General features: G+C 42.8%; 7 protein-coding genes. 3 read left to right on the forward strand and 4 right to left on the reverse strand.

Going from position 1 to position 14,314, the window contains the following annotated elements:
* Positions 1–4 precede the first annotated feature (4 nt).
* The gene (locus ACQKKO_RS01585; protein ID WP_498643649.1) at positions 5–8,317 is read right to left on the reverse strand and encodes a SpaA isopeptide-forming pilin-related protein; all 8,313 of its coding nucleotides are present in this window, start codon (positions 8,315–8,317) and stop codon (positions 5–7) included.
* 372 nt (positions 8,318–8,689) lie between these two features.
* On the opposite strand from ACQKKO_RS01585, the gene ACQKKO_RS01590 reads away from it, so the two are divergent.
* On the forward strand, positions 8,690–10,369 hold the full coding sequence (locus ACQKKO_RS01590; RefSeq protein ID WP_498643651.1) for a methyl-accepting chemotaxis protein: 1,680 nt from the start codon (positions 8,690–8,692) through the stop codon (positions 10,367–10,369).
* Positions 10,370–10,662: 293 nt separating this feature from the next.
* Here ACQKKO_RS01590 and ACQKKO_RS01595 read toward each other — a convergent pair whose 3' ends face one another.
* The 3 genes from ACQKKO_RS01595 to ACQKKO_RS01605 form a co-directional block, all read right to left on the reverse strand.
* A complete protein-coding gene (locus ACQKKO_RS01595) occupies positions 10,663–11,040 on the reverse strand; it encodes a VOC family protein (RefSeq protein ID WP_498643653.1) in 378 nt (125 codons plus the stop codon).
* Positions 11,041–11,115: 75 nt separating this feature from the next.
* Entirely contained in the window at positions 11,116–11,940 is an 825-nt protein-coding gene (locus ACQKKO_RS01600; protein WP_498643655.1) for an AraC family transcriptional regulator, read from the reverse strand.
* A 633-nt stretch (positions 11,941–12,573) separates the two neighbouring features.
* Positions 12,574–13,146, reverse strand: coding sequence for a hypothetical protein (locus ACQKKO_RS01605; protein WP_498643657.1), 573 nt, complete (start codon positions 13,144–13,146; stop codon positions 12,574–12,576).
* A 138-nt stretch (positions 13,147–13,284) separates the two neighbouring features.
* On the opposite strand from ACQKKO_RS01605, the gene ACQKKO_RS01610 reads away from it, so the two are divergent.
* Together ACQKKO_RS01610 and ACQKKO_RS01615 are read left to right on the forward strand one after the other, a co-directional pair.
* Positions 13,285–13,860 (forward strand): hypothetical protein, encoded by a 576-nt coding sequence (locus tag ACQKKO_RS01610; protein ID WP_498643659.1) that lies wholly within the window; start codon positions 13,285–13,287, stop codon positions 13,858–13,860.
* 48 nt (positions 13,861–13,908) lie between these two features.
* Positions 13,909–14,223: a hypothetical protein gene (locus ACQKKO_RS01615; protein WP_498643661.1), complete on the forward strand. Its 315-nt coding sequence runs from the start codon at positions 13,909–13,911 to the stop codon at positions 14,221–14,223.
* Positions 14,224–14,314: the final 91 nt, after the last annotated feature.

Consider the following 14,314-nt stretch of genomic DNA (forward strand, 5'->3'; position numbering starts at 1 on the left):
CTCCCTACTTTCCGGTTACTTTTCTTGAACGTTTGCTTTGTATCATGACTCCCACTCCAATTAGGATGAGCATCATCCCTGCAAGAAGATACATGAGATAAGCTTGCTCTCCCGTTTGAGGAAGTGTACCTGTTTTTGATCCGGATGCCGGAGTGGCTGCTCCAGTTTTTGGACCGTTCCCTACAGGAATGATGTTGTTCTGACCTTTGTTACCTGTGTTGTTGTTTGTTTGAGCTGGTAGCTCAGTAGATTCACTAGGTGTTCCTGGTGTTCCTGGTTCTCCTGGTGTTCCTGGTTCTCCTGGGCTACCCGGCTCTCCCGGCTCTCCTGGGCTACCCGGCTCTCCTGGTGCTCCCGGTTCTCCTGGTGCTCCCGGCTCTCCTGGCTCTCCCGGTTCTCCTGGTTCTCCCGGCTCTCCTGGCTCTCCCGGTTCTCCTGGTGCTCCCGGCTCTCCTGGTGCTCCCGGTTCTCCTGGTTCTCCTGGCTCTCCTGGTGCTCCCGGTTCTCCAGGTTCTCCCGGCTCTCCTGGTGCTCCTGGTGCTCCCGGCTCTCCTGGTTCTCCTGGGCTACCCGGCTCTCCCGGTTCTCCTGGTTCTCCTGGTGCTCCCGGCTCTCCTGGTGCTCCCGGTTCTCCTGGTTCTCCTGGCTCTCCTGGTGCTCCTGGTGCTCCCGGCTCTCCTGGTGCTCCCGGTTCTCCTGGTGCTCCTGGCTCTCCTGGTGCTCCCGGTTCTCCCGGTTCTCCTGGTTCTCCTGGGCTACCCGGCTCTCCCGGCTCTCCTGGTTCTCCTGGTGCTCCCGGCTCTCCTGGTGCTCCCGGTTCTCCTGGTTCTCCTGGCTCTCCTGGTGCTCCCGGTTCTCCCGGTTCTCCTGGCTCTCCTGGTGCTCCCGGTTCTCCCGGCTCTCCTGGTTCTCCCGGTTCTCCTGGCTCTCCTGGCTCTCCTGGCTCTCCTGGCTCCCCTGGCTCTCCTGGCTCTCCTGGCTCCCCTGGTGTACGTGCATTTGTAATTATGCGTTCAATAACTTCTGTGCTTCCCGCCCCAACCTCAATAACATGTGGAGTTGGGTCGAGCTCATAACCTGTTGGTGCTTGTGTTTCAATTAATACATAGGTTCCTGGTGCGATTTGTTCTTGGAATGCTCCGTTTTCATCCGTTTGTAGATGGCCTTTAATGATGTTTCCATCTGCATCTTCTAAACGGAAAATCGCTCCTTCGAGTGTACGCTCTTTGTCTTCTTCATCTACTTTCACGATCTTGATTGTTCCTGGTTGTAGTTTATTTTCAAATGACTTTTCTACAACGGTCTGCTGGTTCTTCTCAATCGTGAATGTGATTGGTGTTTCGTCTAATTCATAGTGCTCTGGTGCTTTGGTTTCGACTAGTTGATAGGTTCCTGGTGTAAGCTGATCAAGCTTTAGCTGACCATTTTCATCTGTCACTAAGCCCGTTTCAAGCTCAGCCCCATCTTGATCAAGCAATGTAAATTCAGCTCCTGCTAATGTTACACTAGGATCTACCGAATCTACCTTCGTTAAGATAAATGTTCCTGGTGTTAGAATGTTCTCCGCTTGAATCACAAGTGCGGCATCTTGACCCTTCACTACTTCAAAAGCAATTGGTTCTTCATCCAGCACATACCCAACTGGTGCTGCGATCTCGACAAATTGATAGTTTCCTGGCTTCAAATCACTTACGGCAATGCGTCCGTTCTCATCTGTTATTAGTGATTCAATCACAACATCTCCACCAGATGTTTCCAAACGGAACTCTGCTCCCTCAAGTATTGAACCATCCACGCTATCGACTTTCTCAAGAACAACGCCGCCACTCACAAGTGTGTTCTCTGCTGTAATGACAACTGCTTCTTCTTGCCCTTTTTCCACAACGACTTCATACTCTGCTTCTTCTAGCACATAGTGCTCAGGTGCTTTCGTTTCCACAAAATAATAGGTGCCTGGTGCAAGCCCATCTACCACGATTCGTCCATCCGGATCTGTAACAAGCGTTTCATGGATCGTCTCGCGTTCAGCATTTACTAACTTGAACTCTGCTCCAGCTAGTGTCACCTCTGGGTTATCAGCATCTACCTTCACAAGCGCAACGGAACCTGGTGCAAGTGTATTGGTAAATAATCTTTCAGCCACGGTTTGCTGGCCTTTTTCAATCGTAAAAATGATTGGTGTTGCATCTAACACATAATTGGTTGGTGCTTTCGTTTCAACTAACTGATAATCACCCGGAGGTAAGTTCTCAATGGTTAACTGACCATTTTCATCGGTTGTGAGTCCTGTTTGTAGCTCTTCACCTGACTCATCAAGAAGCTTGAATTCTGCTCCTGCAAGTGTCAGCGACTCATCAACAGAATCCACTTTAGATAATGTAAATGAACCTGTTGTTAATGTGTTCTCCTTCGCAAGCGTTGGTACCTCAGCTTGATTGCGCTCTACTATTACTGGAATTGGCGTTGCGTCCAGCTCATAGCCAAACGGTGCTTCGATTTCCACCACAACGTACTCCCCTGGTAACACATTCGAGAAGGTCACGACGCCTTCTTCATTTGTTACTTCTGTAGCGACTATAGCCCCATTTTCATCTTGAAGCTCAAAAACCGCTCCAGGAAGGACGATAGAAGAATTGAGACTGTCGGTTTTCACTAATGACACCTGACCGCGAATCAGCTCATTGGTGACCGGCACTTTTTCTACTGTTGTTTTCTCACTACGTTTAATGTCAAACAGAATTGGTGTAGCATCTAACTCAAAATCCGTTGGTGCTGCTGTTTCTACAAAATAATAGCTTCCTGGTGCAAGGCCTTCCACAACCAGTTTGCCTTCCTCGTTTGTCACAAGATCTTTTTGTAAAAGTGTATGCTCTGCATCAAACAAGCTAAATTCTGCTCCAACAAGTGACTCATTTGAATCATGTTTGTTCACTTTGATCAATTCAACTGATCCCGGAACAAGCGTGTTTGTTGCTTTGATAACTTTTACTTCTTTTTGACTCTTTGTAATCTCAAATGGATACGGCTCATCGCCCAGTACGTAGTCAGCTGGTGCTTTGATCTCTACAAACTGATACGATCCCGGCTTCAAACCTTCTACCACAATTCGACCATTCACATCTGTGACCAGTGACTCTTCAATTACTTCGCCATCTGATGTTTCTAAGCGGAACTCAGCTCCTACAAGCTTCTCACCTGATCCATCGTCTTCTTTTTCAAGTACAACAGATCCTGTTTTCAGCTTGTTCTCAGCCGTATACGTAGCTTCATCCATCTGTCCTTTTTCAACCTTCACTTCAATCTTTGTTGCATCTAACTCATAATCAGCCGGTGCTTTGGTTTCTACAAAATAGTAGGTACCCGGTGCAAGATCTCCTACAACAATCCGACCGTTCTCATCTGTGACAAGCCCTTCTTTAATGATCTCGTCATCCGCGTCTACAAGCTCAAATTCTGCTCCAGCTAACACAACCGTTTCATCGTCCGCATCTACTTTAACTAAAGCAACGGAACCTGGTTTTAATGTATTAGTTACTGGAACGACTTCGATTTTCACTTGCCCACGATCGATTGTAAATGGAATGTGCTCACTGTTCTCTAGGTAGAAATCAGGTGCACTCGTTTCTACAAAGTAATAATCTCCAGGCTTCAAATCATGGACCTCAAGCTGCCCCTTTTCATCCGTAACAAGCTCGGTTTGAAGCTCTTCCCCCTTACTTGTAAATAAACTGAACACCGCATCTGCAAGTGCAGTTCCATCCTTATCATCCACTTTTTTAAGTAGAACCGAACCTGGTGTCAGGTAATTCTTCACTTTTGTCTCAAACTGAACCTTTGTTTTTTCACTTGGCTTAATTTCAAACGCAATTGGATCTTTCAGCTTTTCATAATTCGCAGGTGCTTGCGTTTCAATCAGCTCGTATTTACCTGGTGCAAGGCCTGTAATCTGAAGGTGTCCAGCTGCATTGGTTTCAAGTCCTTCGCGAACCGTATCTCCATTTTCATTCACCAGCTTAAACACAGCTCCAGCAAGACCCGAGTAATCATCTCCATCTACCTTTTTGATTTTTACACTTCCTGTAACGAGTGTGTTTTTCTTATCAGGTAGCTTCACAGTCTTTGTTTCCCCGGCTTTCACCGTAAAATCAATTGGTGTGGCGTCCAACTGATAGTGCTGTGGTGCTTGTATTTCAATCAGTTGGTAGTTGCCCGGACGAAGATTTGCCAGTTCAACGACACCATCTTCGTTTGATGTCACGTTCTCCTGTACCACTTGACCTTCTTTGTTTACTAGCTTAAAGACTGCTCCCTCTAAGCCTTTTCCAGTCACTGAATCGACTTTCTTTAATGTTGCTGATCCCTTTAAGACTTCGTTTGTCTTCTGAACCTTTACTACTTCTGTTTGAACGTCTTTAATGTTAAATTCAACAGGCTCATCATTTAACACGTAGCCCTCTGGTGCTTGTGTTTCAATAAAACGGTATTCTCCTACTTCAAGATCCTCGTAGCGTAGCGTTCCGTTTTCGACCTTAAGCCCTTCTGCTACTACTTTCCATGAGCCTTCATCTTTATACTCTAGAGTAAATTCCGCCCCATCTAGCTTTTCTTTTGTCTCTTGGTCTACTTTCTTTAACTCTACATGTCTCGTAATCTTTTTGTTTTCTACTTTAAGCTTTTTATGGCCATCAATCTTCACGACCTCTTGATCTTGAATGCCGATTACATAGCCTTCAGGCGCCTGCTCTTCAAGCAGAATGTAATTGTCATAACGAAGATTTGTGAAGCGTGCAATCCCATCTTCATCTGTAACAACACTGCGGATTGCGATACGTCCCTCACTATCATAAAGTGTGAACTTGGCACCGGATAATTTCTCTCCAGTCTCAGCATCAACCTTCTTCACTTCAAGACTGCCTCGTTCGCCAGTTCCCGAACCGCCACCTGATGTAATCTGAACTTTAATGCTTTTACTAGATTCCACTAGCTCCGTTGTAATCTTCTCTCCATTAAACGTCGCCTTGTTTGTAATGGTCTCTTCATCATCAGCATTAATGTAAGATTGGTATTCTAAGATGTAAGCTGAAGTGATTTGGTTTTTAAATGATAGATCAAAACGTTGAGATCCATCCTCTTTTGTTTCAATCGTAAGCTCATAGTCCTTGCCTTTCTCAAGCAAAGCCCCTTTAGAGACATTTCCATTTGCCGCCACATTCGTTGAATACAGCTTAAATGAATCCTCTAGTAAAATCTGATTGCTTCCCTGCTCGTCATTGACCACTGCATTCGAAACCGTAGACTGTGTAAAGTTAATATCAATCTTCCAATTGATTAGCTTTCCACTTTGTCCGCCCGTCTTATTAACGTAGCTTCCACCATGGTTAACGCTTACGTGAGCATCAAGGTTTACTGGTTTCCCGTTATCACTCGTGACAACAGCACGGTTTTCATAAGTATTCTTAATTAATTGATCTTTCAAATCTGTTTTGTACTCAATCCAATAGGCACCTGTTTGTTCTCCCTTAAAGGAAACAACAAACTTCTGGTTACTAACTGAGACTTCATAATCTTTACCTGCCTCGAGCTCAGCACCTTTTTTCGCTCCGTTCCACCAGCCTTCAAGCTCCAATCGATACACTTTAATTGAATCCGTTAAAAGCTGCTGATTGCCTTGAATTTCATCTGTGACCACGATGTTGTTCTGTTTACGTAAATCGTAGTTCACACCAATGTTCCATGTAATTTCTTTTGTTTGCGCGTTGTACTGCCCATTCTTAAAACCGTTGTTCCGGGTATACTCATCTGGCCATAGAGTAGATGAAGCATCTTTCTCAAATGAGACTCCCTTATCATTCTTCCAGCTTACTTTTGCTGTGTTTTTAAAATGGTTTGTGCCATCCTTTAACAATTCGTAGCGGAAATCCGTTACATACGAGATGTCATGCTGATCCTCAATTGATTCTTTAAATGTAAGGGTGTACCCATTATCCTCATTGACGGTTAATGTATAATGCTCACCTTTTTTAAGGGTTTCACCCGTTTTAACATTCTTTACTGTGAACGTATCTTCATGTAGGTTTAAGCCTTTATGATCAAACACATCATGAATGGTGACCTCATTCATTTTGTGTGAATCACGGTTAATACTAATGTGCCATTTGGCAGTTTTATCTTTGTAATTGACGTTGTCATTCCACTTATTAATGACAACATGGTTAATGCCTTGATTTGAATCCTTTGATTTGTCTCCTACAGTTACTTTGTTATGGATATTTCCACTATCAATGACCCGATCATTTGACTTTGTCTGATACGTGATCTTGTAAGCTTGGTTAATATCCTCCGTAAACTGTAGATCAAATCCATTTCCTTTAGGTGTAACAGTGTAGTTTGAAGCAACTCCTTTAACGGACTCACGACCATCTCCGTCAATCTCGATCTGCTCCACTTTAATTGAGTCTTCAATCAATCCATGAGAACTTGAAAATTCATCCTTCAATAACGCATCCTCTTTTGAAATCGTGCGCTCATTGTAGTTGTATTTGATTTCCCATGTAATGGTTTGAGTATTCGAGTTGTAGTTCGCGCTTCGTTTCTCAAGCGGTTGACCACGTTTTGTTCCCACTGATGCCTGTGCCTTTAGATCATTTTGATTTGAGCTTGTTAAAACAACATTGTTTTTGTAAGACGTTGCTTCGTTATCTGTGATAGCTGTGTCATACACCACTCGGTACGCATGGTTTAAATCTTCTTTAAACGTAATTTCAAATGAATGTTCGTTAACGGAATACTTGCTCGCATCCAGCTCTTCTCCCTGACTTACGCTACCATCCACGTTTACATTTAACTTGTAAACTTTCACTGTGTTTGGTGAGAGTGCTAGATTTTCTTCCAAGAAATCCTTCAAAACGGCCCCTTTTAAAGTAGACATCGATTTATTGAAATCCACTGTCCAACGAATTCTTTGCGCATTGTACGCACGATCAGCCGTTCCTTTTTTATCAATATCTGCTCCACCCGGTGTTCCGAACAATACAGGAATCTTTGCAATGATTTCATCAAAGATCTCAAAGATAATCTCCCGTTCTACTGTACCTTCAAGCTTTTCCTTGATCTTCGTTTGGAAATACAAGGTACCTGTAATATTTGATAACTGTTCAATGGTTTCATTAAATGTAACAACAACCGTGTTATCCATTGCGAGTGTGAACGTTCCAACACTGTCACCATCAAAGTCTAAGTTACCCGACACTTCGTTAAAGACTTCAAACTCTTCTGGCAATTTAAAAGTGAACGTAGACCCACTCGCGTAGCCATGTCCGTTTGGCAGTGCCCAGTCCATATAAATGTTCGCAACACTTCCACGCACCGGACGGTAATCAGGATTCTCATCACGATGGATCGGCTCACCTGCCGCATTTTTCAGTTCAACGTTTGTAATGATGTTTTGTTCAATTTCAGTCACAACAGCCGCGATGGACACTTCCTCATCTTCAGCATCCTCTTCTTCTTGCTCTTCTTTTGTCGCTTCTTCATTCACTTCTTCTTCAACGGTTTCTCCCTGCTCTTCTTCCTTTACTTCCTCTTCAACTGCTTCTTCCTGCTCTTCTTCCCTTACACCTTCCTCAACCGTTTCTTCCTGCTCTTCTTCCTTTACTTCCTCTTCAACTGTCTCTTCCTGTTCTTCTTCTTTTACATTTTCTTCAACAACTTCTTCCTCAGTCGCTTCTTCCTGTACGTCTTCAGGCTGCTCTTCATTTACGTCTTCCGTGGTCTCTTCTTGAGCAGCTTCTTCTTCAACGGCTTCTTCCTCAACCACTTCTTCAAACGTAACATTCAGCTTTTGCTCAGCTGTACTCCAGCGGAAGGAAAGCTCCTTGGAACCACTAAGCTCTTCTACCTTCTCCTCGTTCCACTTGGAGTCTAGGCTAATCACACCAACAACTGCTGCTTCTTGAGGGAGAACGGTTAATGCAATCGTCTGGTTCACTACTTCGTAGGTACCGATGACGGCTCCATCTTCTGTATGTAATTCACCTGATGTTTCTCCTGTCAGAGTCACTTCTTGCGGGACCTCTACTCGCTCTGTCCCCTCGATCTCACTTGCCTCGCTAGAAATCGTAACAAGTGTCTTAAATGCATCTTCTTTTGAGACGGTTTGCTCCTGTATTGAGGTCGCATCCCCATTTACCAAATCAACCTCAACATTAAGCTCTCTGCGCTCATCTGGTGTTTCAGCCAACGCAATTCCCGAGCTTGCTAGTACCGGTTGAAAGACAAAAAGGATTGTAAGTAGGAGTATCATCCCTTTTTTCTTCATAAATATTCCTCCTCATTCAGTTTTCAGACCTATTATAATCGCACAAATTTGACCAGAGTAGCATTACTTTTGAACTTGTCATAATGGGTAACTTAGACCTATTCATCTTTTTAATTTCTGTGTCGATTTGCTTATCATCACCACATTTCCTCCGCAATTTACAGATCCTTCTAAACAGGTACTAAAGACTGTTGCTTTATACCCATCCAAGAAATTCATAAAAAAAGAACGAATTTTGATCAGATAATCCTCGAAATCGGGACCTTCTAATCAAAATTTAGAACCAAATTAATCTATTCCGTTTTAAGCCGATATATACCATAATTCGAATTTTCGAATAAGAAAAAGAGAGAAAGAGAGAGTGATAGGTGGTTGAGAACAATTAGAGGGAAGTTATTTAGTGTGTTTGGAGCAGTACTCCTTTTGTTTGCGGGGTTATCTGTATACTTAGTCATCGCTCTTATTCAGACAAATGATCGAATGGAGACAATGCAGGACATTGACTTTGAACTTGTGGTGCTTCAAGAGCAAATGGCAAGCAGCATGAATGATCGCTTAGCGTTAATTAGAGGGTATTTTATGTTTGGGGAGGCCGATTTTTTAGATCGATTTGATGCAGTGAATGAACGAATTGTTGAGACCAAAGAACAACTAGTTGCCTTATCTTCAAATGAACAGTTACTTTCGACCATTGAGAAATCAGATCAATGGCTTGATATTATTGAAAATGAAGTTCTTCCTGTATACCAAGCAGGTGACGTGGAAGCTGCCAGTGAAATCATGCGCAATTCAACAACAATGATTGCACGGGATATCACAAGTAACTTTCAAGAGCTAGCAGAAAATCGCCGCGAGAGTATGGAAGAGAGCTTTGATATCAACAAAGCCGAACTGCAAACCATGCAAACATTAGTCATCACAATTGTGAGTGTGACAGCTCTCATTATGGTTGGATTAATTCTATGGCTTGCCCAATCCATCACCAGACCTTTGAAACAGTTGGTGAGCGAAGCAGATCTCATTGCAAACGCCGACCTTTCCAGTCCGCCAGTTCAGATCCAAACAAAAGATGAGCTCTCTCTACTCGGTTCTTCATTTAACGAAATGAAAGCCTCACTCCAACAACTCATCGGACAAACGAGAAATGTAGCAGAAAATGTAGCAGCTACATCAGAAGAGCTTTCAGCTAGCTCCGAAGAAACATCTGCGGCGACGAATCAGATCGCGGATACCGTACAATCCTTAACACATACAGCTGATACGAGCGTCACTTTATCTAGTGAAAGTATGCAGGCATCCACACTGATGGAGCAAAAAGCACAGCATATTACGCAAGCGACTCAATCAATGAAAGCGGATTCCCAAGAAATGGGCAATCGCTCAAAAGAAGGCCGAGATTCGGTCGCACAAGCGATTCAACAAATCGAGTCCATTAATCGTACGGTGGCATCGTCATCTAAGACGATGAATCAGCTCGACGCACAAGTAACGGAAATTAGCACGATCCTAGAATTAATTACATCTATATCTGATCAAACCAACCTATTATCGTTAAACGCAGCCATCGAGGCCGCTAGAGCCGGCGAAAGTGGCAAAGGCTTTGCTGTTGTAGCCGGAGAAGTCCGCAGCCTTGCCGAGCAATCAAAAGAATCGGTCACTAAGATCGAAGCGATGATCAAAGGCATCCAGCAACAAGCCAAATCAGCCGCTACCGATATGCAAAAAGGCACAAGCGAAGTCGAAAAAGGCACACAGATGATCAAAGGCGTAGACCGATCCTTTGAAGCCATCTCCACCTCCATCGATAAAGTCACAAACCAGATCCAAACCGTCTTCGCCTCAGCCGAAGACATTTCCAAACAAACCACACAGCTGAAAAGTCACATCACTCAAATGAACCAAGCCTCCGAAACCACGCTCGCCGGCACCGAAGACGCCGCCGCAAGCACAGAGGAGCAGCTCGCTGCTATGGAAGAAGTCGCCTCGTCTGCACAAGGACTGGCCGACTTGGCTGGGGATTTGAGAGATGAGATTTCGAGGTTTAAGGTGTAGATTGTAGAAAGAAGTTGGGATGGTCCTCCTACCGTTGTTGGTGGGGGGATTTTTGTCTGGACGTGCGCGAGTTTCATTGATTATGCGCGACTTTTGGGTTGGGTTCATGATGTCTTTTCCGCTGAACAGATGTATTTACCTTTTCCTCGATGTATTTCCCCTCTACCCCGATGTATCCTCCCATTTCCTCTTGCTCCCCCCGCCTTCACTTCAATCCGAGCAACTCCGCTCAACACAAAAAAAAGCCCGGATCCTCTAATCCAAGCCTACTCATTCCTATTCGCCCTACCCTATTAAACAAAAAGACTAATCAAATTCCCATCTGGATCGGTCACTATTGCATATCGTTGACCCCAGAAGGCATCCCACGGTTCACTGTGACCCACATACCCGTGATCAATGACTTTTTTATAAAGTGCATTTAAGGATTCGTTACTTTCACACAAGAAGGCAAGCTCAATTCGGTGTCCTGTGGGCTCATCCCAGATTCCAAAGATCTCCATCGCCATACTGAGTTGATCAAAAGCGAGGCGCACACCCCCCTGATCAATCTCTACGTGTAATGCTTCGTTTTCACTTTCTGGAATCTCAAAGCCAAGGACTCGGTAAAAGTCCAGCGCTGCTTTCATCTCTTTAACAACAATCCCCACAATATCAAGCTTCAACATCATCAACCATCTCCCTTTCCATCGTTAATCTTAGTATGCACGACCCGATAACGAATGGCTTGGAAAAAACGGACAACGTTAGATTGAGTTTCGATTTTCTAAAATGCGGCTCGGCGCTAGTCCGTAATAGCGTTTGAATTGATTAGAGAAATGGGATTGATCATAAAACCCATACTTTCCGGCGATGTTCATCATTTGAGCGCCACCTTGATTAAACTCCTGCAACAAATATTGAAATCGCACCAGCTCAATCATTTCTTTTGGGCTAATCCCCAATTCATCCTTAAACGCACGACGAATGGTTCGCTCACTATAATGTTCGATAGCTGCCAGCTCTTTTGTTGAAATGACCCCTTGATGGGAAAAGAGATGATACATGCTCGTTTCAAATAAACTCTCAGGCCGATAGCCCAACCCATCGATCCGTCCTCTGAGTTTCCCTTCCGTATAATGTATCTGATCTTGTACATTACTCGCCTCAGCCATTACATCAATCATTTCTTGAGAACCGCTCCCCCACAGATTATGAATGGACACGTTTCCAGTTAATTCTGAAACAGGAATCCTCATGAGGCGTGACACTGAATCCGAATAAAAACGAATGCCAAAAGACTTGATTGGCGAACGAAAGGAAAGTAGAGCATAATCAGTCATTAAACCAGCTAGAAATGCATTAGAATTCGTGGGATCAATCAAATCAAAAATAAGATCCACGCAGCCATCTGGAACAATTCGGTGTGGCTTAATCGATTGACCATCAAACTGAACCGTCCAAAAACACGCTACATAACTAGCTAAATCAACGCTTGGTTGATATTCTTTATATTGATAATGTTCATCATTTGTCTGCTCAAGTATTGGAGACTGAACAGGTAAAAAACGAGTTAGTGAACTCTTTTTCATCCCTCACACACCCACGCTATCCTTTAAAAGATCACAATATTACACGTGAAACTATACCCTAGGCAATTGATGCTCCACTCATTGGCTTTTTGAAATAAGAAGATAGAAAAGGTTGGATAGAAGTAGACAAAGGATCATTCCAACAAAATGAATGGAGAGGCCACCACTGTAAAAAGTGACCGGTACGAAAGAGTCTTTCTGCAGCAGACTGCCTAAAGCTAGCAATAGAAAATAAGCAAGTAAAAGGGACACAGCTTGTGTGTAAAATGTTGATTTACGAATAACCAAAGGTATGATCTCTCCATCCATAATCGATCTAACTTACGTATCAAACAAATGCATCACTAAAAAGACTGCCATGCATGAAATAATTAAGAATTGAGTCGTACCAAAAACTGTTTTTAGAACAGCCCCTTGCATGCGTTTATGAAGCATTAAACTTAAAATAACAGTTGAACAAAATAAGAAAAGCAGCGCAATGGGGTAGAATTCACAGTAATCCAACGAACCCTATGAATAAAAGAAATGTACTGAAAAAGATCATAGTATAAAAGATAGCCCGTCACTCCAGATTCTAAAAGACAATGTATCATATACTATAAATTGTATCAGAAAAGCTATCGTTTCATTTATCTAATTTTCAACCGGCTCCATCGCCAGCAGCTCCTCTTCTGTAAATTCAACCGTCCAGATTTCATCCGCGTGAAACATCACCATTTCCCCTTGATAAATAAATTCTGCTTGCCACTGTCCAATTATATCAATTGATATGAGGTCATCTGACTGTCGTACAGTGGGTTCAAGTAATTCCACCCACTCAACGCCACCGCCTCCATTTAATCCAGAGGTCACTCGCGCGGGTACAAATTCATCATCTGAAGGTTCAATATCAAAACGTATCACTCGATATAGCTCATAATCAGGAATATCTCTCTCCGGTTCTTTAAGTAGAATGCTAAAAAAATCACCCTCCTCCCCATCAGAGTGATGTAGAAGGTCAAAATCAGATATGCCCTCTGCCTGATACTCTTCAATATAAGCGAGTAGTCCTTCAATCTGATTTTCATCTAAATTTGCAATGCTTTCCTCAAGACTTTCAGTGTAGAAATCTACGGAATACTCCTCTTCAAATTCCTCAAGACTTTTCTCACTGCTGCAACCGATCAGTATAATCGAAAATAGTAAAACCCCACAGATTCGCTTCATCAAACCCCTCCTTTCACTCCCTCTACCCTTTTATTGATAAACGAACCAATAATTTGTTAATGATTGATTTTAAAAAAACTTGATTCATCCGCCTAAGGAAGGGTATGGATATATTAGTATATATAGGGAGTGATTTATATGAGACGTTTTTCCTTCTTTGCATTTTTCATTTTGTTGATTGCGGGTTGTAGCCAAGAAAAAAGCATTGAAGATATTGAGCAAGACTATTCAATTGAATTAACTATACAAGATACAAATAATGTTGATTCTGCTAGCTTTGCGGAGTTAAACCAAGATGAAGTGGAAGGTTTACTAAACTATATAGAGTTATTTAAAAAGTATGAAGGCACTAACGAATTTAGTGTAGTTGAACATAGTCATACGTCAAATCGACAAATTTATCGGATTGAATTAGATATGCCAACCTCTGAACCAATTGCTGATTTTGAACTGAAAAGGTCTGTTCTTTTTGAAACAGTTGACGATTCTGAGTTATTAGAGCCGATTGAAATTAGCTCCCAGTCATATGGGGATGGCGGAGTATCATGGGTTTCAGAGCTAGAGCCCCTTGTAGATGCAACTGGTGATGAAGCGAGTATGGAAATTACCGGTGAATGGCAAGCTGAATTTATCTATTCTGGAGATCTTATCCGCTTTACTGTTCCAAATGCGTGGACAATTAACCTTTCAGCTGACGACTTGCCACGATACTAGCTTCTAATTACGATTTAGATAATAAACCTATGTAAGTGAGGTCTTAAAATGAAACATCATAAAGGTCCAGTTAAAACAGATAAGTCACTCGAACAAAGAGCAGTTAGAGGAAGCATCCTTTTAAGCATTATGTTATTCCTTCCGATCTTTTTAATGAATCTTGTGGGTATGTCTGACAGAACATATTTCGTTAATGACCCTATTTATTTTGTGGTCATTGCAGCGCTCGATCTTATTTTAATTTTATTGTATAGCACAAACAGTACAGCCTCCAAAGGTAGTGAGAAGATCTTATACATAACGATGAGTATTCTTTTAACGCTCGCTTTAATAGGCTGCTCCGTACGTGTCATCTTTTATTAACTAGGAGTTCACACACTTCATTTGCCCTCGTGGCTATCATTTTCATCAGTTAATCAAGATTATGACTAGTCTAATTAAAAATAAAAGAGGC

The organism is Alkalihalobacillus sp. NPDC127517, from assembly GCF_050276055.1.
Taxonomy (GTDB): domain Bacteria; phylum Bacillota; class Bacilli; order Bacillales; family Bacillaceae_D; genus Alkalicoccobacillus.